The 23,650-nt window shown below is 61.0% G+C and carries 16 protein-coding genes; 3 read left to right on the top strand and 13 right to left on the bottom strand.

Features of this window, described 5'->3' with window-relative positions:
* The first annotated feature begins 65 nt into the window (after window positions 1-65).
* Together ACYSMN_RS10950 and ACYSMN_RS10955 are read left to right on the top strand one after the other, a co-directional pair.
* Window positions 66-1,121, top strand: coding sequence for a GNAT family N-acetyltransferase (locus tag ACYSMN_RS10950; protein WP_488923917.1), 1,056 nt, complete (start codon window positions 66-68; stop codon window positions 1,119-1,121).
* A gap of 886 nt (window positions 1,122-2,007) precedes the next feature.
* Window positions 2,008-10,443 carry a GAF domain-containing protein gene (locus ACYSMN_RS10955; protein ID WP_488923918.1) on the top strand — a complete coding sequence of 2,812 codons (8,436 nt, stop codon included), beginning with the start codon at window positions 2,008-2,010 and terminating at the stop codon, window positions 10,441-10,443.
* A gap of 54 nt (window positions 10,444-10,497) precedes the next feature.
* Here the strand turns inward: ACYSMN_RS10955 and ACYSMN_RS10960 are convergent, their stop codons facing one another.
* The 13 genes from ACYSMN_RS10960 to ACYSMN_RS11020 all read right to left on the bottom strand — a co-directional run bounded on the left by ACYSMN_RS10960 (window position 10,498) and on the right by ACYSMN_RS11020 (window position 22,712).
* Window positions 10,498-10,911 (bottom strand): VOC family protein, encoded by a 414-nt coding sequence (locus ACYSMN_RS10960; RefSeq protein ID WP_488923919.1) that lies wholly within the window; start codon window positions 10,909-10,911, stop codon window positions 10,498-10,500.
* Window positions 10,912-10,947: 36 nt separating this feature from the next.
* Window positions 10,948-12,348 carry an alginate export family protein gene (locus tag ACYSMN_RS10965; RefSeq protein ID WP_488923920.1) on the bottom strand — a complete coding sequence of 467 codons (1,401 nt, stop codon included), beginning with the start codon at window positions 12,346-12,348 and terminating at the stop codon, window positions 10,948-10,950.
* On the bottom strand, window positions 12,345-13,070 hold the full coding sequence (locus ACYSMN_RS10970; protein WP_488923921.1) for an SCO family protein: 726 nt from the start codon (window positions 13,068-13,070) through the stop codon (window positions 12,345-12,347). The genes ACYSMN_RS10965 and ACYSMN_RS10970 overlap by 4 nt, the downstream gene beginning before the upstream one ends.
* Before the next feature lie 126 nt (window positions 13,071-13,196).
* Window positions 13,197-13,934: an SDR family oxidoreductase gene (locus ACYSMN_RS10975; protein ID WP_488923922.1), complete on the bottom strand. Its 738-nt coding sequence runs from the start codon at window positions 13,932-13,934 to the stop codon at window positions 13,197-13,199.
* A gap of 18 nt (window positions 13,935-13,952) precedes the next feature.
* On the bottom strand, window positions 13,953-15,377 hold the full coding sequence (locus tag ACYSMN_RS10980) for a tyrosinase family protein (RefSeq protein WP_488923923.1): 1,425 nt from the start codon (window positions 15,375-15,377) through the stop codon (window positions 13,953-13,955).
* 244 nt (window positions 15,378-15,621) lie between these two features.
* Window positions 15,622-16,482, bottom strand: a complete 861-nt coding sequence (locus tag ACYSMN_RS10985) for a pirin family protein (protein ID WP_488923924.1) — start codon at window positions 16,480-16,482, stop codon at window positions 15,622-15,624.
* A 122-nt stretch (window positions 16,483-16,604) separates the two neighbouring features.
* On the bottom strand, window positions 16,605-17,390 hold the full coding sequence (locus tag ACYSMN_RS10990) for an enoyl-CoA hydratase/isomerase family protein (RefSeq protein WP_488923925.1): 786 nt from the start codon (window positions 17,388-17,390) through the stop codon (window positions 16,605-16,607).
* Window positions 17,387-18,247, bottom strand: coding sequence for an MBL fold metallo-hydrolase (locus tag ACYSMN_RS10995; protein ID WP_488923926.1), 861 nt, complete (start codon window positions 18,245-18,247; stop codon window positions 17,387-17,389). Before ACYSMN_RS10995 ends, ACYSMN_RS10990 begins: the two co-directional genes overlap by 4 nt.
* Before the next feature lie 207 nt (window positions 18,248-18,454).
* A complete protein-coding gene (locus tag ACYSMN_RS11000) occupies window positions 18,455-18,709 on the bottom strand; it encodes a hypothetical protein (RefSeq protein ID WP_488923927.1) in 255 nt (84 codons plus the stop codon).
* Between the two features lie 40 nt (window positions 18,710-18,749).
* Window positions 18,750-19,289: an ester cyclase gene (locus ACYSMN_RS11005; RefSeq protein ID WP_488923928.1), complete on the bottom strand. Its 540-nt coding sequence runs from the start codon at window positions 19,287-19,289 to the stop codon at window positions 18,750-18,752.
* 47 nt (window positions 19,290-19,336) lie between these two features.
* Window positions 19,337-19,825: a DoxX family protein gene (locus tag ACYSMN_RS11010; RefSeq protein ID WP_488923929.1), complete on the bottom strand. Its 489-nt coding sequence runs from the start codon at window positions 19,823-19,825 to the stop codon at window positions 19,337-19,339.
* 87 nt (window positions 19,826-19,912) lie between these two features.
* The gene (locus ACYSMN_RS11015; protein WP_488923930.1) at window positions 19,913-21,922 is read right to left on the bottom strand and encodes an amidohydrolase; all 2,010 of its coding nucleotides are present in this window, start codon (window positions 21,920-21,922) and stop codon (window positions 19,913-19,915) included.
* Between the two features lie 46 nt (window positions 21,923-21,968).
* The gene (locus ACYSMN_RS11020; RefSeq protein WP_488923931.1) at window positions 21,969-22,712 is read right to left on the bottom strand and encodes a hydrolase; all 744 of its coding nucleotides are present in this window, start codon (window positions 22,710-22,712) and stop codon (window positions 21,969-21,971) included.
* Between the two features lie 384 nt (window positions 22,713-23,096).
* Here ACYSMN_RS11020 and ACYSMN_RS11025 point away from each other — a divergent pair, with 384 nt between their 5' ends.
* Window positions 23,097-23,525, top strand: coding sequence for a hypothetical protein (locus tag ACYSMN_RS11025; RefSeq protein WP_488923932.1), 429 nt, complete (start codon window positions 23,097-23,099; stop codon window positions 23,523-23,525).
* Window positions 23,526-23,650: the final 125 nt, after the last annotated feature.

Raw genomic sequence — 23,650 nt, forward strand, 5'->3', positions numbered from 1 at the left:
CTATCTTTACCCGTGACCCGACCCACCTCACGCCGGGACTATACACCTAGTCTATCTGCTTGCTCATGGAGTCGTTGATTCTTTATACCGCCCCGCCGCTGCACCTCACTGTCAGTCGCCACGCTAGCCCGGCCACGGTAGCCTTGCTGGAACACACCATTTACGGCACGCACGGTCCGCAGTACAGCCACACCGGCCAGCGCGAGAAAGTGCAGCGCATCGCCGGAGCGTACTTCTTCGAGCTGTGGCAGGGCGAGCAGTTGGTCGGGACGTATTGCCTCTCCGAGCGGCCTGTAACCACAGCGGCTGGCCACGCCACCGGGGTATACGGCCGCTATCTGGCCGTGGCGCCCGAGCAGCGCGGCCGGGGGTACGGGCGGCTGCTCAAGCAGCAGGCCGTCTACTACCTGGAGTGCATCCTCCCCCGCCCGCTGGTGTTCTACTCCTACGTGGAAGCGGGCAACGCGCGTTCCTTGCAGATTTCCCGGGCCGAGGGCTTTCAGCCGTTGGCCCGGCTCGAAGCGTTTGCCTTCGGCCGCCTATACCCGCGCCCCGATTCGCGGGTGAGCCGGCTACCGCCGGAGGAGTTGCCCGCGCTGCTCGCCGATCTGAAGCAGGCCTATCAGGGCCATTCGCTGGTGCAGTTCCAGCACCTGGCCGAGACGCCGTACTATTTCGTGCTACGGGAGCAAGGCACTATTGTGGCTGGCGTGCAGGCCTACCCTACGCGGTGGCGCATCGAGCATATGCCGGGCCTGAGTGGCTGGCTGCTCCTGCACGCGCTGCCCTACGTGCCGGTGCTACGCCGCCTCATCAACCCGAAGCAATACCAGTTCGCGGCGCTGGAGGCCGTGTACGTCGTGCCGGGGCACGAGCAGCATTTGCTGGCGCTACTGGAAAGCGTACTGGCTCATTTCGGCTTTACCTCGGCCTTGCTCATGCTCGACGTAAGCGACCCACTGGGCCGTTGGCTGCATACTTGCGGCAAATTGGGCCTGCTGCAAGCCCTGAAAAAGCCCGTGTACACGCAGGTCATGGTCAAGCTCTACGGCTTCACCGAAACTCAGGTGCTTGGCTCCCCAGCGCGGCCACTCTACGCCTCCGCTTTCGACTATACCTAAACGGTTGAATGGAAATGTGCGGAGGCTTTTGAGTAATTTAAAAAAATGTTCTGTTGCCTTGATCCTGTTTTAGATCCTCATTGGGGCGACACCTAGCAATATGTGTGTCACCTTAATAATGATGTAGAACGGTACACAAGCTCAACGACCACTAATACGCTGCCCTGTTAGACCTCAGTTGTTTGTTCTACGATGTGATACCTAATTGGGAAATAAGATAATACTCGATCTTTATCCTGCTAGTTGTTGATGTTTGTGCTGTGTGTTGGTAGGTAGCAGTTGCTGAATGAATCGGATTTAGGACGCCAAGGGTCTGGCATTTCGGAGGAAAATTTATTTGGCAGTCATCCGGCATGCACCACTGACATCCGCGCACAACAGCACATGGTCTGTAAGGCATGATACACGAAAGGCTACAGTGGTGAGTGAAAATCAGGCAATGAAGAAACATTTCGAGCAATGGTTGAAGGCGAGTGTGAGAACTGGAACATATAGCAGGCTGAGTAATTACCCTGCATTACTCTGCTGGCAACGAACCGAATATCCTTAATGCTGGCTGTAACACATATTCCTTTTGGCCTGCTAATAGCTACTGATTACGAAGCCAGAATATGGCGCTGCTGCCAGCAAACGTCGAATCCTCTTTCAAAATGCTGCTTCTCGATGGCTCCACAACGCATTCCGCCGCCTTGCCTAAGCTCAGCTATCTTTAAAATTATACGATATTTCAGAGCCAGCTTCTAGTTATCCCATATTTCGTGCAATAGTTCCTATGTGCTGCTGACTTGCAAACGCTGTTGATTAGGCTTACCACCAGCTATTGAGCCTTCAATCAGGTGAAACTCTTCTTGCTCCTGCTCACTGATCCACCTACTGCCGCACCTACATGGAACCTATAGTCGAGCATCCTTCCTTCGAGCTAGCTGTGCCGTACGCCGGGCGAATCTTATTGGTCACGACTCCAACCAGCGCCAGTGCCCTACGCACTTGTTTGCAAGACCTTGGTTATGCGATAGTAGGCGAGGCCAGCACAACCAAACAGGCGCAGACCTGGCTTCTACGGCATTCCTGTGAGGTGTTGGTGATTAATAGCTCCGGGCGAAAGCACGTGGTGCGGCTAGCCACCGTGGCCTGGCAGGAGCACGCCATCCCAACGGTCTGGATTGGTGGGCAACCGAGCGCCGAGTTACCGGCCTCGTTGGTTACTATCGCAGCGGCTGAAGAATTAGAACATGCTCTGCGCCAGGTTCAGCAACAGGTTTTTAGCGTCCTGGTGCAGCAGCATCGGCAACATGCCACGCTGTTGAGCTTCAGCGAGGCCATTGCCACTGTGCGCGAGCGTGATGCGCTGTTTCGCTTATTGCTTGAACGCCTGCGCCCGTTAGTGCCGTTTGACGAAACTCCTCAGATAATTGTTGTCAATCCCGATGGCGTTTCGGTTCGCCAGCTCTATCAGGAACCCACCCCGGCCGCTGCCAACACCCCCGAATTTCAGGCCCAGGATTTCGATTACATCCCTTTTCCAGGTACCCCTTTTGAAGTCGCGTTGAAGCTGGATACGCCCGCCGTGATCAATCAGGCGTATTTCGTAGAACACTACCCGGACTATTGGGGCACCCGTATTTGGGTGCAAGCTGGTATTCAAGAAGGCTTATTCGTGCCACTGCATTATGGTGGCCTCACAATCGGCACGCTGGCTCTACTAAGCCGCCAACCCGATAGTTTTCAGTACGTGGATTGGCGCCTACTACGCGCCTTGGCCAACCAGCTTGCCGTAGCCGTGGCCAACGTGCTGGCAACCGAGGAGATTGTAGCCCGCGAACGGGAAAAGAGCCAACTCCTGGACGTCAGCAAGGCCATTTCGCAGATCAACAACCGCCAGGAGCTGCTGGATGTCATTGCCAGGCAAATCCGGCCCATATTTGGCTTCAACGAAAACGCCCTGTTTGTGCTCGACCCCGACGGGCAGCACTACCGGCTCTGGTACGATAACCTGGCGCAACTCTACGAGCAGGGCCGCCGCAGCCAAGACGGGCCCGGCATCCCCGTAGCCGGCAACCCGGTGGCAGCCGACGTGTTTCGGGATTTGCCACCGCACCTGCGCACTCGGGAAGAAATGCTGGCCTATAGCGCCGACAATCCGTCCTTGACGGAGTGGATCATGGCCTCGGGCACGCAGGAATGTTTGGTTGGGCCCCTGAAAGTGGGTGGGCGCGTCATCGGCTGCTTCAACTCCCACTCCACCAAGGCGGGCACCTTCACCGCCCGCCTGCTGCCGCTCTACCAGAATGTGTGTGAGCAGGTGGCGGTGGCCGTGGCCAACATCCGGGCCAGCGAGGAAATTCTGGCCCGCGAACAGGAAAAAACCTTGCTGCTGAGCCTGAGCGAAGACATGGCCAGCATCCGCGGGCGCGACGATCTGCTGCGCATCGTCACGGACAAGCTCAAGCCGCTGTTCGGGGCCGATGATGCCGTGGTATTCATTAGCGACGTGGTGCGCGACCGATACTACTTGCTCTTTGCCAATACCCCGGCCAACCGCCTAGAAGCGACCGACTACCCGCCGCTAACCACCCGGGAACTGGCCCTGCGCGGTTCGATAGAAGCCTGGATCATCAATCACGAGAAGCCCTTCATCGCCAGCACCGAGGAGGTGGCTGAGTTGTTTCCCGAGGCGCCAGGCGTGAAGCTGATGCAAGAAGTTGGCATTCAGGACTGCCTGCTAGGCGTGCTCAGGCACGGGGGCAAAGTGCTCGGCTCGTTGCATCTGCATTCTGAAAGAGCACACAGCTTTCAGCCGACGCAGCTGGGCCTATTCCAATCTGTGTGCGAGCAGGTGGCCGTGGCTGTGGCCAACATCCTGGCGATGGAAGACGTGCTCAAGCGCGAGCAAGAAAAGGAGCTGCTGCTGCGCGTGGCCCAGGCCATTGCCACTGTCTACAACAAGGAGGATCTGCTGCGCACCGTTTTCGAGTTGGTGCGGCCGGTGTTTCGGTTCGACGACCTGGGTATGGCCGTTTTGGATTCCGACCACCAGCACGTCGTGGACTGGGTGGTGGAGATGCCGCGCCTGTCGGATTCACGGGTCAACGCCCAGCTGTACGAGCAAGATCAGGCGCGGATACCCTACCCCGGCACGCTGCTGGAGCACACGTGCCGGCAGGTGGAAGCGGCCGGCCAGCCGCTGATCGTTCCCCTCACGCAGGAGCTGGCCGACGCTTGGCCCGACGCCGTGTACTTGCCCGTCGAAATCGAGCATGGTCAGCATGAGGCCCTGATTACGACCCTGAAAGCAGGTGGTCAGCTGCTGGGCTTTTTCAACCTCAACAGCAAGCGTGAGGGTTACTTCGCCACCACCGATTTGCACCTGTTCCAAGCCATTGCCGATCAGGTAGCGGTGGCCGTGGCCAATATCCTGGCCAACGAAGACATCCGGGCCCGGGAGCAGGAGAAATCCTTGTTGCTGAGTTTGAGCGAGGACATGGCCACTATCCGCGACCGGCAGGACCTCTGGCGCGTGATGATGAACAAGATCAAGCCGCTGGTAAGCTTCGACGACGCGGTGCTGCTCATCCTTAACGAGGACCTGACCGAGTACAGCTTCGTGCTGACCATGTCGCCGGCCGAGCGCCAAGCACACGAGCTGTACTCGCGTGTGGTCGGTCACAACCGCGTGGCCGACAGCCCCGTGCCGTGGTACCTGGCCCAGCCCACCGACCTGTTTGTGCAGGACCTGGAGCTGCTGGAAGCCGACCCCACTTTCCCCAACGACGACCCGGCCGTACGGATGATGAAGGACACCGGCCTGTGGTGCAGCGTGGTGCACCGGCTGCGTTGGTCGGGGCAGCTGGTGGGGTTGCTTGCCTTTCACTACACCCGCCGCGAGCAGATAGAAGAAGCCAAGTTCAACCTCTACAAAGCCATTGCCGACCAAGTCGCCGTGGCGGTGGCCAACATCCTGGCTAACGAGGAGATTCTGGCCCGCGAACAGGAAAAGACCATCCTGCTGGACGTCAGCGAAGCCGTGGCCACCATCACCGACCGCAACGCGCTGCTGCGGGTGGTGTTCGAGAAGCTGAAGCCGCTATTTGGCTTCTTCGACACGGGCTTCTTCGTGCTAGATGACGCCCACGAGTATATCCACGACCTCACAGTGGGCGAGGCTGGCATCAGCCCCTCCGAAGTCAACGAGCTGCTGCAACAGGCCGGCGCCGGGCAGCTCCGCTACCCCGGCTCGGCTATGGAATGGGTTGTGGCGGAACTCCAACGGACCGGGGCGCCCCTGGTGTTTCACTACAATGAGGAGCTGTTTGCGCGTTTCCCGGACTACTCGCAGTTCCCCATCATCCAGGCCGTGGGCTACCAGGAGAGCCTGTCCACCTTGTTGCGCAGCGGCGAGCGGCTACTCGGCATCTTGTTCTTCAACAGCCTGGAAGCCGACCATTTCCTGCCGGCCCAGCACCGCCTGTTCCAGTCCGTGGCCGACCAGCTGGCCGTGGCCGTGGCCAACATCCTCGCCAACGAAGAAATCCTGGCGCGCGAGCGGGAGAAGACCTTGTTGCTGAGCATCAGCGAAGACATTGCCTCCGTGCGCGGCAAGGAAGACCTACTGCGCGTGGTGGTGCAGAAAATCAAGCCGTTGTTCGGCTTTTACGATTGCGGCGTTCTGATTCTCGACAAAGACCGCCAATACTTCTATGATTTGGCGGTGTTGCATCCGCAGATCGACGATTCGGCGGTGAACCACCAGTTGCACCGGGATGGGTTTTACCGAACGAATGGCATATCCTACCCCGACTCGGCGTTGGAACACTTTGTAATACAACTGGAAGCCACCGGCGGCCCGCTGATCTTCGATTACCCATCCCTGGCGCGAACGTTTTCCGACGGCGAGCTGCTAGCGCAGCTGGTGGCGGGCGGCTACCAACAAGGTATGGCGGGGCTGCTGCGCACGGGTGGCGAGGCATTCGGCTGTTTCATGATCAACGCTTTGCAAAGCGACTTCTTCCATTCCGCGCAATTCCCCCTGTTTCAAAACGTAGTGGAACAGCTCTCGGTGGCCGTGGCCAACATCTTGGCCAACGAGGAAATTGCTGAACGGGAGCGGGAAAAAACCCTGCTGTTAGGCATCAGCAGCGCGCTGGTCACTATTCAGGACCGGCGGCAGTTGTTCCGCGTCATCTACGAAGACATCCGGCCGATTTTCCCCTACGAAAGCGCCGGGCTCTTCGTGGTCGACCAGCAAGGCCAAGTCCACTATGAGCTTACCGACGAGTACATACTCAACTCCGAAGATGAGCGCCAGCTGGAAGCCGAAGTGGGGCGCGGGCCGTTTCCCCACTCCGGTTCGGTGGTAGAATACATCATGCAGCAAGCCGGACCGGGCCTATACGATCTGGTCGAACTGGCCGAGACGCACCCCCACCCGCAGATTCCGCTAATGCTCAAAACGGGCTACCGCCAGCTCATTGCCGGGCCACTAGTGAAGGGCGGCCAGGCGTTTGGCATGATGTGCTTCAATGCCAAAGCCGCCGGGCGCTACACCGAAAAAGACGTGCCGCTGTTCCAGGCCATTGCCGAGCAGCTAGCCGTGGTGGTGGCCAACATCTTGGCCAACGAAGAAATCATCGAACGGGAGCAGGAAAAAGCCTTGCTACTGAGCCTGAGCGAGGATATGGCTACCATCCGCGACCGACAGGACTTGTGGCGCGTGATGATGGACAAATTGCGCCCGCTCCTGGGCTTTGATGATGCAGTGGTGATCTGCTATTCGCCCGACCGGCAAACCAGCAAAACTATGCTGACCATGGCCGATGAGCAGCGGCAGCAACAGCCGTGGTTTCAGTACATCGACAACAGCTGGATTCCCGTCACGGCGCCCTTGGCCGCCATCTACGACCGCGGAACGGGGTATTGGTCGACGGAGGAATTGCTGGCCGACTGGCCGGACTTCGAGGGCCTGGTGTTTATGGAGCGCGAAAATCTGCTGCATACCTACCAGGTCCTGTTGCGCCACGGCGGAGCCGATATCGGGTTAGTGCTGTTCCACTTCGGGCACCGCGAGCAGATCCAGGAGGCCAAGTTCAATCTTTACAAGGCCGTGGCCGACCAAGTGGCCGTGGCCGTGGCCAACATCCTGGCCAACGAGGAAATTATCGAACGGGAGCGGGAGAAGACGCAGCTGCTGGAACTGACGCGGGCCGTGGCCCAGATTCAGGATAGCCAGACGCTGCTGCACACCATTTACGAAAAGGTCAAGCCCATTTTTGGCTTCAATTTCGCGTCTGTGGTGCTGCTGGAAGCGGACCGGGAGCGGTACCGCGTGCTCTACTACGAGGACGACCAAAAGGAATTCGAATCCTTTTTCTCTCGGCCTATCCCGCTGCGAGGCTCCCCCTTCGAACAGATATTTGCCGAGGTGCCGATCATGCGCGTGTGCAACGTGGCCGAATGGTACGCCGCGTACCCCGATTACGAAGGCCTCCAGCTGGCCCACCGCGCGGGGTTCCGGGACATTTTCCTGAGCAAGCTTTTCAGCGGTGGCAAGTTGCTCGGCGTGCTAGAGCTGGTTCACCGAGAGTCCGTTGTCTTCGACGAACGCTACCGCAGGCTGTTCGAAAACTTCACTCAGCAGGTGGCGGTGGCGGTAGCCAACATCCTCGCCAACGAGGAAATTCTGGAACGCGAACGGGAGAAGGCTACGCTGCTCTCCATTAGTGAACAACTGGTTACGATCCGCGACAAGCACGATCTGTTCGCCGTCATCTTCTCGACCCTCAAATCCCTCTTCGACTTCGACGACGCCGTCATCGTGCTGGCGGATGCCGAGTACGAGTACGTCGAGCACCTTCAATCCCTGAACAACCGGGATACCCTCAAGCAAAGCAGCGCCGCCTATCGGCAACTGATGGGCGAAAAACTGGCCGTCCAGGGTACTCCCTACGAGCGCCACTTACGGCTCTCCCAACCCCGGCTGTACCCCATTCAGGAGTTCTTAGCCGAGCATTACCCAAATTATTTAGGCGCCCAACTGGTTGCCGAATTCGGGTACCTAGAGAGCTTGTACGTGCCACTGCTTTCCGGGGGAAAAGTCTTGGGAACCCTCGAATTCCACAACTGCCGCAAAGGGCTGTTGCAGCCGCAGCAGTGGCCGCTGTTTCAGCATATCGCCGATCAAATAGCGGTGGCCGTAGCCAACATTCTCGCCCACGAAGAAATCTTGCAACGGGAACAGGAAAAAGCGACCCTGCTGGCTGTGAGCGAAGCTGTGGCTACCGTGCGTGAGCGGGACGAGCTATTTGGCATTCTGAACCAGCAGCTGCGGCCCCTACTGGGTTACGATTGCGCTTCGGTGCTGGTGCTGGACGCAGCCCAGGAGCAATACCGCCACTATCTCGTCATCGCCGATGAGCCCATCGAGGCCCAGCCCGACTACCAGGAGTGCCTGCGCTTCCGCCCCATCAACGGCTTTATCCAGCAGGTAATAACCGCCGACGAGCCGCTTCCTTACTGCCCGGCGGAACTGCTAAAGCAATTCCCGGACGGACCGGGTCTGCGCTTGCAGCACGGCATGGGTATCAGCTATTCCTTGGCCTTCGCCCTCAAAAACGCGGGCCGCGTTATTGGGCTCTTCATTCTTCACCACACCCAAGAGCGAGCAGTAGGCCCGGCGCAGCTGCCACTGCTGAAGAATATTGCCAACCAAGTGGCCGTGGCGGTGGCTAATATTCTGGCCAACGAGGACCTAGTGGAGCGTGAGCGGGAAAAGTCGCTGCAGGTGGCGGTGTCTGACGCGCTCAACCGCGAAGAAACGTGGGAGGCCCGCCTGCACAGCGTGGCTCGGGTGCTGCAAACGCACGTGCCCTTCGACTACGCCATCATCGGCCTCGAAGGACTACAGAATGCGGGGAAAGCCTACGGTTTCTTACGCATCGGTTTCGATGAGTACCAGACAATCGACGCCGAAGCGTTGATGCGCATCAGCCGTCTGGACGCCAAGAAACTTATGGCCTTGCGCACCGCCGCACCCGTGGACGAGGCGCCACTGCTACTCACGGGCAAAGCCTTCGAGCAGCGCTGCCGCCGCGACGGGCTCAAGGCCGCGCTGGCCAGCACGTTTAAGCTGGCTTCGTCGGTGTTGGTGCCCATTCCACTGGCTCAGGGTGGGCGCTTCGTGGTGTGCTTGTTCAGCAAGCAGCCGCTGGGCTTCACCGAGGCGCACCTGCAACTGCTCACGCGCATGGTGCCGCCCTTTGCCAATACGCTAGAGAAGCTCTTAGCCTACGAGGAAGTGCGGGCCCTGAAAGAGCGCCTGGAAGTGGAAAAGGAATATTTGGAACAAGAAATCAAAGTCACCCACAACTTCGAGGAAATCATCGGGACCGGGCCCGAGCTGCAACAGGCCTTCAAGCGGGTGGGCCTGGTAGCGCCCACCGATGCCACGGTGCTGCTGGAAGGCGAAACGGGCACGGGCAAGGAGCTCTTTGCCCGCGCCATCCACAACGCCTCGCCTAGGCGCAGTAAGGTGCTGGTGAAGATTAATTGCGCGGCGCTACCGGCACAACTGATTGAGAGTGAGCTATTCGGGCACGAAAAAGGAGCGTTTACGGGCGCCTTGGAACGGCGCATCGGCAAGTTTGAGTTGGCCGACGGCGGCACTTTGTTCCTGGATGAAATTGGGGAGCTGCCGCTGGAACTGCAACCCAAGTTGTTGCGAGCCTTGCAGGAAAAGGAAATTGAACGGCTGGGTGGGCGGCAGACCATCAAGTGCGATGTGCGCATCATCGCGGCCACCAACCGCGACTTGGAGCAGGAAGTACGCGAGGGTCGTTTCCGCGCCGACTTGTACTTCCGCCTCAACGTGTTCCCCATCCGTCTGCCGAGCCTGCGCGAGCGGATCGAGGACATCCCGCTCCTGGCCCAGCACTTCCTGCACAAATTCGGCAAGCGCTTCGGCAAGCAGGTGCGCAGCATCTCGGCGGCGGCCTTAAAGGAAATGCAAGCCTACGACTGGCCCGGCAACGTGCGCGAACTGGAACACCTCATCGAGCAGAGCATCATCCTGAGCGAAACCAGCAGCCTGGAGCTGGCCAAGCCGCTGGTGCGCACCCGCAACGCCACGCAACGCAACACGGAGCCCGAGTTCAAAAGCTGGCAAGATGCCGAGCGCGACAATATTCTGGCCGTGCTGCGCTTCACCGGCGGGCGCATTCGGGGCAAAGGCGGCGCGGCCGAGCTGCTCGGCATCAACGCCAACACCCTCGACTCGCGCATGCTCAAGCTAGGCATTACCAAAGGCTTTGTGAAGCAGTCCGATGACTGATGGATGACCTCGCCCGAGGACAGGGACTGTATACCCGGTGCATCCTGGGGTGGCTCATCGTTGAGTTGGCTCCGCGTTTTGGGGTGGGGCGAGCAGGCTGATAACAATGCCATTAGGGTCCCGAACACTCGCTTCCAGCCGGCCCCAGGGCCGCAGGCTGGGTGGCCGGACGGCGACGCCGCCGTTGTCGAGAGCCAGTTGATATTGGGCGCGCACGTCGTCGGCGATAAAGGAAATGTGCACGCCGGGCGGGTCGTCGAGGAAGGAATTGCGGCGGAAGCGCACCTGCGTTTCCTGCGCGAATTGGTGCGAAGCAATACCTAGCGTGACCCCGCCGGTGCTCAGCTCGGCATAAGAGCCGTCGGGGGCTAAGTAAGTACAAGTCAGGCCAAAAACCTTTTCATACCAGTCCACGGTGTTCCATACATTGGCGGCATGCAGGATGATATGACTCAGGGCTCGGTTCATGAAATACGGTAGCAGGAAAATGCCCGGGCGGCTAGATTAGAACTTGAAGGTGAGGCGGGGGGCCACGAAGGTGATATCGCGCCCGGAGCCTGACTCTTTGATATATCGACCGGCTGTGAAATAGGTCAGGAATAGCTCGAAGGAAAGAAAATCGTTGGCCACCCACTCGCCTTGCAGCGTGTACTGATTGCCGATGTGCCGAGCGCGACTGTCGCCGGCCTCGCGGGTGAGCACGTAAGGCACGGTGTAGAGGCCGTCGCGGGTGCTGTAGCGCCAGAAGAAATCGGCATCGGCACTGATGGTGAGGTTGCGGGCCGGGAGCACGCCCACCAGCGGGTGCAGGTCGATGAGGTTGGCCGGCCCGACGAGGGCAATTTGACTGAAGTACGCACCTTTGGGGAAGAGCGGATTGAAGGTTTGAAGTTTGCCGTCGTCGGGGCGTCGGTCGCCACTAATAAACTCGCCTTTCAGCTCGATAAATGGCTGCCAGCGGGCCGGCTCCCAGCTGCGCACTACGTTGGCCGACACGGTGTAGGCCCGAATATCGTCGTTGCCGAAGCGGCCGAACTGGTACACGCCTTCCAAATTGTAAGTGAAAGGCGCCGCTCGGTTCCACAGGCGCAACCCCAGCGACTGGCGCCGCTCGGTGGCCGCCCCTTCCTGAAACTCCGCGCCCCGGTCGCGCAAACCGAAGTAGTACACGTCGAGACTGGCGTTGGGCAGCAGAGGTAGCCGGTTGACACTATACGCCCCCCAGAACAAGCGCGTATCGTCGGAAGCGTCGTCGAAGGTGTAGCGGTTGGTTTCCACGGGCCGGCTGGCGAATACGTCCAGCTGGCGCGCGGGCGTCTGGTACACCAGCTTTAGCGCGTCAAAAGACTGGCGCACGTTCGGCCCCTCACGCACCGATACCAGCCGGGACGAACCGTAACTCAGCTCTTGCCGGCCCACGCGCAACGTGAGGCCCTGCTCGGTGCCGGTGGGCAGGCGCAGGTCGGCAAAGGCTTGGTGCAGATCGAGACGGTCTTCGTCGGGCGGCTCGGGGCCGCCGGCCTTACCCGTAGCAATGCCGCTCTTGAGCTGACCAAACACGCGCAAATACGGCCCGAGCTGCCAGTCGGCGTGCAGCATGTAGCGCTGCAGTAGATAGCCGTTGTTGTCCTGGGGGCCGTCGCCCCAGTTAGCGTTATTCAAATACTCGTACTGTTGCCGAATTTCGCCGCCAATGGTCAAGTAGGCGTTTCGTTGGCGATTCAGGGGAATGAATTTGAGTTTCTCCCACTGGTTACGGTTATTGAAGAGCGAGTCGGCCCCGAGGTAGGCGTAATTTTCCTGGTAACGCATCAGCTTGAAGTCGGGCGGCTGGTGTTGGGCACACAGCGTTCCACTCAGACCTAGCAGCAAAACCAGCGTCCTTGCAATTGGTAGCTTTTTCATGGCCGTGATGAATTGATTGCCCGAACACTGCGGCGCGGGGCCACGGCGGTGGTTGGCGAATGTTCTTGCAGCAGCACCGGCAACTCCCGTAGCAGCCGGTCAATGTCAAGCGGGTCGAGGCCGTCGTAGAGGCCGCGCAGATAGCCGCGGCCGTCCACCAGGGCCAGCGTGCCGGCGTGCGCCACGCTAGCTGGGCGGGCCGGGTTGCGTTCGGCCACGGTGGCGTAGGCGCGGGCCAGTCGGAAAATAGTGTCGCGTGGAGCCGTGGCGAAGTGCCACTGGCGGTCGTTGGTCACGCCCAGACGCTGGGCATAGTCGCGCAACACCGCCACGGAGTCGTGTTCGGGGTCGATGGTGTGCGAGAGAAGCCTCACGCGCGGGTCGCCCTTGTATTGTTGATACACACGTAGCATCTGCGTCTGCATCTGCGGGCAAATACTTGGGCAGGTGGCAAAAAAGAAATCGGCGATGTACACCTTGCCCGCGAGGGAGGCGCTGGTAACGGATTGTGCTTGCTGGTTGAGTAAAGTGAAAGCCGGGATGCGGGCAATAAGAGTATCGGCCGAAGCAGCACCGGACGCCCGGTGCACTAGTCGCTCGCCGAGGTAGGGCAGGCGAGCCAGTGGGCGCTCAGCGGTGCGGGCGCTGCCAGAAGTACAGCCGCTAACTACTGCGGCGGCCAGCAGCGCACCCGTCCAATAGCGTATCGGGAAAACTCGCATAAATTGTAAGGATTGAATTACCGCGCAAACGCTCTCTCCGCGCATTGTTAGGGCCAGCACCTTGTTGCCCGACAGCCGCGGCCAGAGGCCCCAGCCGACACAACCGCGGAGCTGGGTACCGGCGCGCTAGAAGGTGGCCTTGCTGGTCTGGGTTGCCCGCCGTTTATGCATGTGCAACTCGTGAATGTTTTGTCCTTTGGCGGGCTTGTCACCTTCCAGTAGGCCACGCACCATTTCGGCCACTTGTACTGAGGTAACCTGGCCGGGCTGCGTAGCGGCTTCGTGACGGGTGGCTACGCGGCTGTGAATCAGCACCGAATGCAGCCCCACTTGGGTGCCCTCCGTTTCCAGTTCCAAGCCCTTGGTCATCATCAGCTGCGCCGCCGCCATCATCGACATGAAGGTGAGGCCAGGGTACACCTGCTGCGCCGCGCCGCCGTTGAGCATGATGTAATGGCCGGCGTTTTGAGCGAGCAGAGCGGGCAGAAAAGTGCGCGCCATCGTGAAGTGCGAGGTCAGGTAGTCTTGCAGCACGTCCTGCCACTGCGCATCCGTAAACTCCAGCAGCGGGCGCGGGCCTTGACGACTGTTGAGCGCGGCCACCACGCCATCGAGGCGGCCAGTTTCGTCCTGCACCAACTGGCGCAGGGCTTGGGCACCAGCGGTGGTGCTCACGTCGGCTTGCAGGGTGAGCAAATGACCACCGGCCCCGTCGCAGTACTCCTGCAACTGCTCCAAATGGTGGGTGCTGCGCGAAGGCACGACGATGGTGGCGCCAGTGATGAGCAACGTCTTCACGATTTCTTCGCCAATACCACCGGTACCGCCGGCTACTAGTAGGGTTTGGTCGTTGAGGTCGGGCATGAGGAATGGGCTGAGAGGTTATTCATCGAGTTCGAGGCGGGCGTTGCGTAGCTGCACGGTTTGGGTGGAGGGCAGCTTCTGGCCGTGCAAGGGCACGGGCACCACGCTCACCCGCACGGGCCGGCCCTGCCGGATCAGCTCGGCCAGGGCCGGGCGCACGGCCACCTGCATGGTCACCACTTTTTCCAGGCCCCGCACCGGATCGGCCACGGGCAGGATGGTGAAAGTGCCCACGAAGTTTTCGCCGGCCGGCTCGGTGCGCAGGTCCGCAGCGGGCAGGTTCAGAAACACTCGAATGGTGAGCGGCACAGTGGGCAAGTCGTAGCGGTTGAAGCGCAGAATGACGCGGCGCCGGCCAGTAGCCAAGGCGTCAGCCACCTGTTGCCGCTCATTCTCCGGCACTTGCACCGGGGCCGAGCCAGCCGCGGCGGCCGTTTCGCTGGGCCGGGTGCTGCGGGCAATGGCTTCGGCGCTGGGCTGAGTGAAGTCTAGGCTCTCGAAGCGGTAGCCCAGATTTTCGGTGTTCACCGTATCGGCCACTTTGATCTTGACGAGCTTGCCTTTGGGGTCGTAGAAACCGAACTCGTAGTTGCGCCAGAGCGGGTCGGTGGGGTTTTGGTGTGCGGGGTTGGCCGCCAGCCACGCCGACCAGAACCGGTCCACGTTGCCGTGGTGGCCGCTGAACAGCGCGTCGAGGGCGGCCGTCGGGAAGGCTCCCATGTTGCCGCCGATCCAGTTATGGATGTTGTTGTGAAAGCTCTGCTCCACGATGCCCTCCACCTGCGGCACTTTGGGGTCGCGCTTCTCGAAGCCACCAAATGAGCTGAAACGCGGCGCGTGCAAAGCTGCTTCGATGTCAATAAAATCGGCAGGAATGGCTTCGTTGGGCTGCGCATCGCGGGTCACGTCGAGCAGCGGATTGCCCTCGCCATAGTAGTGCGCGGGCATGCGCCGCTCGCGCTTGGTCCAGTCCCAGTACGGCAGCGCGAAGGTGGGCTCGTTGATGGCGGCCTGCATCTGTTTTTCCAGGGCCCAGAGAAAGGCCCGATGCCAGGGGAAGAACAGCCAGCTATAGTGAATCTGGGTTTGGTAGTTGCTGGTGGTGCAGTACAGCGAGTGCACGTTGCCGTTCATCAGCCAGCCCGTGGGGTCCAGCTGGTTGCGGTTGGAGCGCTGCTTGAGCACCTTCACGGCTTCGCGGAACATGCGCAGGTTGGGGTCGTCGGCCGGCATGGCGCCAATGTCGCGGCGGGTCACGATGGTACCTTGGCCGCCGGTGGCTGACTGCTGCCCAATGGCGCCGGGCTGGTCGTCGGGCTTGCTGCATCCCCACAGTGCCCCGCCGGCCAACAGGCCCACCCCGCCCAGCACCCCCTGGCGCAGAAAGTCGCGCCGACCAGGCTGGGCAGGGTTTTGGGAAGTAGAGTAGTCGAAAAAGGCCATGAGAAGAAGTTGAGAGTGGAGAATCGAATCAGGGAGTTGGGCTAGGAGTCGGCGAACAGACATCGGGGAAGCGGTAGCTGAAGCGGCACGTGAAGAATAGCAACAGAGTGCATATTTCATGGAAGGGACGGTTGCGAGGAAAGGCCTACTTCGCTAAGTTGTTGGCATGAAGGGCAAGGCCCTTATAAGTGCCACCCTGGCGCTGCTAAATCCGGGTGAACCGGTCTTGCCCGGCTGCGCGAGGTCAGAAGGAGGGCCGCAGAGCGCCCATTTCGCCCCGTTGGTAGCGCGCTTTGGCTTCCCGGATCTGCTCGTCCGTATTCATCACGAATGGGCCGCCGAACACCAGCTGCTCGTGCAGGGGTTTGCCCACACCCCACAGGAAGTCCAAACCGGCATCGTCGGCGATGAACTGCACGGGGCCGGGGAGCAGGAAACGCACCGCATCGGTGGCTTGCAGGCGGGTTTCATACTCGGCAGTGCGCAGCCGCCCACTGCCCCGCACCACGTAAGCAAATACCGTTAAGTCTTCCGGGGGCACCAACTGCGCCAAATCGGCGCCCGAACTCAGATGCACATCAAGCAACGTGATGGGCGTAGGCGGCCGGAAGGCGGCTTTCACCCCGCGGTCCTCGCCTACCAGCACTCGCATTCGGGTGCCCTCCGTGAGACGCACTTCGGGCACGTCGGCGGCGCCCACGTGGTACGCATGCGGCTCCAACAGGCGGTCGGCCGCGGCGTGGTTGACCCACATTTGCAAGCCGTGGCAATTTTGGCCCGGCACCTCGGGCACTTCCTCGTGTTGCACGCCGCGGCCGGCCTGCGTCCAATGCAAAGCGCCCGGTTCGATGCGGCTGTGGTCGCCGCGGCTGTCCCGGTTGAGGAAGGCGCCTTGGCTGTCCTCGAACATGTAGGTCATCACCGAAAAGCCCGCGTGCGGATGCGGCGGAAAAAACGGCTGGGCCATGTGAAAAAGGCTCAGGTTAATGAACGGGTCGAGCGAGCCGAGTTGATCCAGCAGATTGGTATCGGTGAAGCCGTTGCCGTGCTGGCGCGTAGCGATGCGCGCCTGCCGCAGGGGCGCAATGACAGGGGACGAGTTCATATGAATGCAAAAGGCCGCGCGAACCGGCACGCGAACGGGCGAATACGTGAGTTTTCTTGGTTGATACTAGCCGAGCTGCTGCTTAGCCGGGAGATGCAGAATCTGGGCGGCAGCCCAGCACTCTAGCTCGGCGGCCGCCAAGTATCGATGACGCGCTGCATGTGTTGGTGCATCTCTTCGGTGCCGAACAAGGCCGCGAAGGCGCGCCGCTCAATGTCGTTGGCCGCGTCCAGAGGCAGTTCACTCCCGGCATTGAACACGCGCTTGGCCTCGGCCACAGCCGCCGGGCTGTTGGCCGCAATCTGGGCCGCCAGCTCGCGGCACCGGGGCAGCAATTGCGCCGGCTCCACCACTTCCAGCACCAAGCCCCAAGCGCGGGCCGTTTCGGCATCGATGGCCAACGCGGCGTAGATCATGAGGCGGGCCCGCATGGCACCTACCCGCCGGGCCAGTCGCCAGGTGCCGCCGAAGCCCGGAATCAGCCCGGCCAGCACTTCCACCTGCTGGAACCGGGCACGGGTGCTGGCCACCGAAAGGTCGCAGGCCATGGCGATTTCGCTGCCGCCCCCGATGGCCAGCCCGTTGACGGCCGATATCGTGGGGATGGGCATGCGCTCCAGTTCCCGGCACACGGCCTGCCCTAGCTCGCTCGACTCGTCGCCCTCGCGGGGCGAGTAGGTGGCGAGGCCCGTGGCTACCAACCCACCGATGAAGGCCTGCTCGCCGGCGCCGGTCACGATGAAGGCCCGCGGCCGGGGCGTGCGGCCCGCTATTTCGCGCAGGGCTCCGAGCAGCTCGCGCAGGGCCGCGGTAGAAACTTGGTTGAGCACGTCGGGCCGATTAATGGTCAGTGTCACCACTCCGGCGGCTTCTTCTACCAGGAGATATTTGTGGGCGAGCGTGCTCATAGAACAGGGGCTGTGGTGACGGCGGCCGCCAGTTCCTGCGCCACGGCACGGGCGTTGAGACCCACCAAATCAGGTATTTCAGCTACCACTGGCTGATTTGGAAAGCGGGCTTCAATTGCGGCCGTAACCTGCGTTTTGGCTTCGTCGGTCAGGGTGCCATTGGAGGCCATGGCGGATTTTACCAAGGCATGAAACGCGTCCAGGTACTCAGCCTCGACTTCCACCAACTCTACGAAACCAGCCGGGGCGCCGTGGCCGGGAAACGCGCGGCGAATGCTCGGAAACTGGCCCGGCGCTTGCGCCAGCTGCCGCCGCCACGCCAGCGAATGGCCCTCCGTGAGCAGCGGCGTAAAGCGGTTCGAAACCAAGTCGCCGGTGAAGAGCGCGTCGTCGCCTTCGACGTGCAGCACGGTCATCGATGGCGCTTCGCCGGGGCCTAGCTCGTAGGTGCGCACCGTGAGGCCAGCGGCTGCTATTGTATCGTTGGGGACCAGCAAGTGCGTAGGCAAGGTAGGCGCGGCTGGAAAATCGTCGCCGAAAAAAGAGCGCGTGAGGGCCAGAAATCCTTGCGAATCGTGCTCCACAATGTTCCGTGTGGTTTCGGAGGCATAGATGGGCACGCCGGGTCCGGCCGCTTCGGCGAATACCGACAGCCCGCCGATGTGGTCGGGGTGGCCGTGGGTGACGAAGATGGCCCGGATCGGCTTGCCGCTTTGCTGCATCAGGGCCAACGCCCGCCGAGCCTGGCTCAGCTGCCGCTGTCCGTCGATGACAATCAGCCCCTCCGGCGCTTCTATCCAATGCGTGTTGACGGAACCCTCGCCTTCGGAGGCGTACGTGTGAATGGGTAGATTCATGGCAGAGTTTATAGAAGTGAGAACTGAGAGCTGAGAGCTGAGATATAGGATCGGAAAGAAGGTTTTTGTCTCCCGCATCATGCCCCATTGCTCATCGCTGAATGCTTAAGAAGCGGCCTGATTGGCCGTGAGTGCAGCCGCAGCAGTGAGCCGCTGAACCCACAGCCGGCACCCGTACGGCGGGGCGGCCGGTGGTGGGTTCGGGCGTTAGGGGTATTGCGCCAGCACGGGCGTGATTTCCAGCCGCATGATGGGATAGAACGGCAGCGTGGCCACGGCGTCAGCGGCTTCCTGCTGCGTGGCGCCGCGCATAATCAGCCAGCCGCGCGAACGGTCTTCGGCCAGAAACATCTGCTCCATGCGCTGCTCGGCTAGCAGCTTAACTACTTGAGCGTGCTCGGCGGGCGCCAGCGCGGCATCGGGCGGACTGGCCCAGGTGAAGGCAAAAACGTAGCGGTTCATGGTCTTAGTCAGCTTCAGAAATCAGTTCGACCAAGCCCGACTAAGCCGACAGCGGGGCTTCGCTGTCCTGCGGCAAGTGACCGATGACGGCGTCGCGCAGGACCGGATACATCAGGTATTCGAAGGGGAAGTTGGTGCCGCTGACGATGTTGCTGACCACCTTGCCGCCTTTGAGCGTGATGACGTGCACCTCCTTCATCTCGATGACCTCGTTGGTGGCTTTGACGCCGTAGTAATCCTTCTTGAAGGCGGCCACGGCATTGAAACGCACCACGACTTTGTTTTTTGTCGCGAATACTTCTTCGAGGATGAACTGGCGCACGGGAAAGGCATCGGCGAAGCTCCCGAAAATCCCTTTGTACTCCGCCACGCCCTCGATGGGACCCTGCGGCTTGAGCCCCGTGCTGATGCGCACATCCGGGTGGAGGCACTCGTCGAAAGCCGTGAGGTCAGCCTTGCCGATACCTTCGTTCATGTAGCGCATAACCACGGCCAGGTTGCGCTTCCGCTTCGCCTTGGCTTTGGCCCGCTTCTGCTCCTTGTCCTTCGGTTTGTTTTTGGGCGTGTGACTAGGTTCCATGAGTTAGGCATTGAGGGTTGATGAGAACTTGCGAATGGAATTGTGGCCTACACGCTTACTGTGGCTTCGCGCTCAGTGCTAGAGCGGTAGGTGTCGGCGCGGTTGCGCAGGCCCAAGCGGCCAGTAAGCCAGTGGTCGAGGGAGTAGCGGCCCGGGCCCAGGACCAGTAGGGTCAGGAACATGATGGAGTACACCATGGGCACGTCGCGGCCGTGCCAGTCGTCGTGGAGATGCACGAAAAACAGACCGACGAGCGTGGTGCTCAGGGCCATGAAGGCGGCCGGACGACTGAACAGGCCAAGTATCACGAGCACGGCGCAGAACACGTCGGAGAAGATGGCCACGGCGATGTTCACGGATCCGCCCAGCCCAAACGGGTCCGGAATGGACTGCACTTCCTCGGCGTAGTTGGCTATTTTCTCCCAGCCGTGCACGCGCAGCAAGGCAAAGCCCGCCAGCACTCGGAACAGCAGCAGGCCCGCATCGACCAAAGCCGGCGACGGTTGGGTGTTGAATAAGAGTTGAAGACGTTTCATGGCGAGGCTAGGAATGGGCTTGAAATCAATTGATTGCTCCTCGTGCAGCCGCCCCGTAGTTGAGCTGGCTGGCGGCGGGATGCGGTGCTATTTCTTGGCGCCGCCCCAGCCGCGGTACACCGTCGCCGGCGACCAGGCGGGCGTCGGCGGTTCCAGCTTGGGTGCGAGCGAGGCGAAGGGGCCGGCGCCGTACACCACCCGGCCGTCAAGCACCGTGAGCAGGGCTTCGATGCCGGGGATGCGGGCTTCGGGCACGGTCAGGTAATCGGCTGAAAGCAGGGCGGCATCGGCGTGAAGACCTTCCTTGATGCGGCCTTTCACGGTTTCTTCGCTGGTGAGGCGGGCGCTGCCCACGGTGTACAGCTCCAGCGCCATGCGGCGGTCGAGGCGATTTTCGGGCGGCGTCAGGGTCAGGCCCCCCAGCGTCTGGCCAGTTACCAACCAGTGCAGGCCTACCCAAGGGTTGTAGCTCGACACGCGGGTGGCGTCGGAACCCATGCCCACGGGCAAGCCGAGGGCCACCATCTGCTTCACGGGCGGCGCCGCCACGGCGGCTTGTTTGCCGTAGCGCTGCACGAAAGTTTCGCCCTGAAACGACATCCGGTTTTGAATGGCGATGCCGCCGCCAAGGGCCTTCACGCGGCGCAGGTTGGCTTCGCTGATGGTTTCGGCGTGGTCGAAGTACCAGCGCAGGCCATTGAAGGGCGTAGTGCGATTGATAGCTTCGAGCACGTTTAGGAAGCGCGTGATGCTTTCATTGTAAGTGGCGTGCAGGCGGAAGGGCCAGCGCTTCTGTACCAGCAACGTCAGCACCTGCTTCAGCTCGGCCTCCATTTCGGCCTTCAACTCGGGGCGCGTCTGCTCGAAATTCTCGAAGTCGGCGGCCGACAGCACCAGGTTTTCCCCGCCGCCGTCGATATAGTAGTGGTGGTCTTCGTCGTCGGGGCGCGGGCCTTGCTTCTGGCTGCCCACCCACTGCACGTAATCCTGGTATTCGCGGCCGGCTTTTTGGGCGAAGAGATAGTACGGAATGCGCAGCGTGAGCTGCCCGCGCCGGGCCAGCGTATCGGCCACGGCGTAGTCCTCGGGAAAGGCCTGAAAGCCGCCGCCGGCGTCCACGGCGCTGGTCAGCCCGAAGCGGTTCAAATCACGCATGAACTGCATGGTGGAATTGATTTGCTCGGCAAACGACAGCGCCGGGCTCTTGGCGTTGGTGGCGTACAGAATGGTAGCATTCGGCGCGGCCACCAGCAGGCCCGTTGGCTCACCGGCGGCGTCTTTCTCGATGGTGCCACCGGGCGGATTGGGCGTGTCGCGGGTGAAGCCGGCGGCGCGTAAGGCGGCTTTGTTCAACCAGGCGCGGCCGTAGAGGTGGAGCACGAAAATGGGTACTTCCGCGGAAATGGCGTTCAGCTCCTGCAACGTGGGGTTGCGCTTTTCCTTGAACTGAAACTCACTCCAGCCCCCCACCACTTTCACCCACTGGCCCGGCGGCGTACGCTTCACCTGCTCCCGAATCATGCCCAACCCTTGCTCCAGGCTAGCAACACCGTCCCAGCGCAACTCCGTGTTGTAGAAACGCCCGCCACGGATGACATGCAAGTGCGAGTCGTTCAGGCCCGGAATGAGCGTGCGCCCCCCGGCATCAATGACGCGGGTATTGGGGCCTTTGAGCTTAAGCACGTCACTGTCGGTGCCTACCCGCACGAACTTGCCGCCCCGCACGGCCACCGCCGTCGCCGTGGGCCGGGCTGGATCCAGAGTCACCACTTTGGCGCGGTGAATGATGAGGTCGGCGGTTGAGTTGGCAGACTGGGCCTCGCCTAGCACCGGCAGCAACAGACCGCCAGCTAACAGCGCCGGGCGGAGCCGCGTGAGTTTGGAGCGGCGGGCTTTAGGAGAGTATTTAGCACTAGTCTGCGGGCCGAGCAACGCTTGCAGCGCCAGTATCCAGGGGCCCAGCGCTAGCAGTATACCTACGCCCGTCAGCACCCAGCGTAGCGGTTCGGGAACTAGCAGCCAGCCCAAAATGGCCAGCGCACTGCCGGGCAAAGCCTGCCGCAGCCAATACAAGAAAGTATGTAGTCGAGTATGCATAAGCCAACCGCTCGCAGATGAAAAATCAAGTCCTGGCCTGGACAACTTAATTGCTGGAAGCGCCCGTGGCGGCTTCGCTGGCCAGCGTTTCCGTCACGGTGGTGCTGGCCGGAGTTGTCGGGGCTTGGTCGAGGCTCAGGCTGGAGAAATTCGGCAGCATCCGCAAAGCGTAAAACATGCCCAGCCCGTAGGCGCCGCCGTGCTCTTCGGCAATCTTGGCCACGGCCGGAAACGTCTCGGTGCGGGCCCAGTCGCGCTGCCATTCCAGCAGCACCTGCATCCAGGTCATGGGCTGGGCGCCCGCCTGAATCAGGCGCTGCACAGCCCGCTCGTGGGCTTCGGCGCTCACGCCGCCCGAGGCATCGGTCACGATGTAGACTTCGTAGCCTTCATCCAAGGCGCAGAGCACGGGCATCACCAGGCACACCTCCGTCCAGAGCGCGGCAACGACTAGCTTGCGGCGGCCAGTGGCTTTCACGGCTTCCACAAATTCGCCGTCTTCCCAGGCGTTCATGCTGGTGCGGTCGATGGGCTGCACGTCGGGAAATACGGCTTGCAGCTCCGGAAACAGCGGCCCGCTGAAAGTGGCTTCGTCGACGGTGGTCAGGATGGTGGGCACGTGGAAGGCTTTAGCCGATTTGGCGAGGCCGGTCACGTTGTTGCGCAGCTCGGTGATGTCGATGCTTTTGGTGGCGAAACCCATTTGTGGCTCGTGGTCGATGAGCACGAGGGTGCAGTTACCGGGAGTGAGCAGGCGGCGGCTGATAGCGGCCGAAGCAATCGTTGCCATAGCGGTTGAGGAAAGGTTTGGTGAACGGAAAAGCACGCAGCGCACCAGCCCGGAAGGCCGTCTCGCCGTCTCACGTAGTCCCCAGCACCGTGCCAAGCGCCCTAAATCAATTAAAAGCCCTTCCTATCCCGATTAACAGCCATTTGAGATAGTATCCTCGAATTGTGACCTCCGAATATTCAGAGATAGACAGTAGGGCCACCAGATTTCGGAGTTATGCTTTGTTCTTAGGGCAGGGGCCCCTTCTGACTCCATCGGTGGCGGAAGTCCTAGGCGCAACGCCAGGAATGTTTTGGCGGCTTTATGCAGCGAAGATGAACGCGCGAGTGACTTTTGGTATGTGGGTTGAACCAGATAAACGCCAACCTTTTGTGTGCTTCAGCTATGACGACGTTTTTGCCCTCCTTCGCCCAGTCGCTACGACGCTGTGTACGCACTGCTGCCCGCCAACTCGCCATCGACTGCGAAGCTTGGTGTCGGGGCGCCCTGCACGCTCCGCCCGCGTTTGAAACCCCCGGTTTGCCCGTGCCAAAGCAGCTCTATTTCGTGCTGGAAGAACAGCCGGATTTCGCTTATTTGCGCATGTACACCGTGTACCACTCCCGTCTGCCCGACTCCGACCACCGTTTTTTGGTGCACGTGATAGAAAACGATTCGCGCGAAGTGGTGTACTTTTCCAGCGCCTCCCGTCTGGCGCCGCTGGAACAAGCCTTGGAGGCGTTTCTGAATTCATTGGGTCTGGTGCTCGTGCCCTCCCCCATCGACGATGACTGTCTGGAGCAGCCGTGGCCTAGTTTTCCGCACGCCTCCTAGCCTGCTCCACGTTTCCGGCCGATCGGCTGGTTGTAAAGCTCGACAGCGACTGAGTTCTTATCTTCGGCTGATGCCGCCGCCGTCACGTGCCGTGGGCTACTTGCTCTACCGACTGGCCGTTTGGC

This window comes from Hymenobacter sp. M1-2 (genome assembly GCF_057808495.1).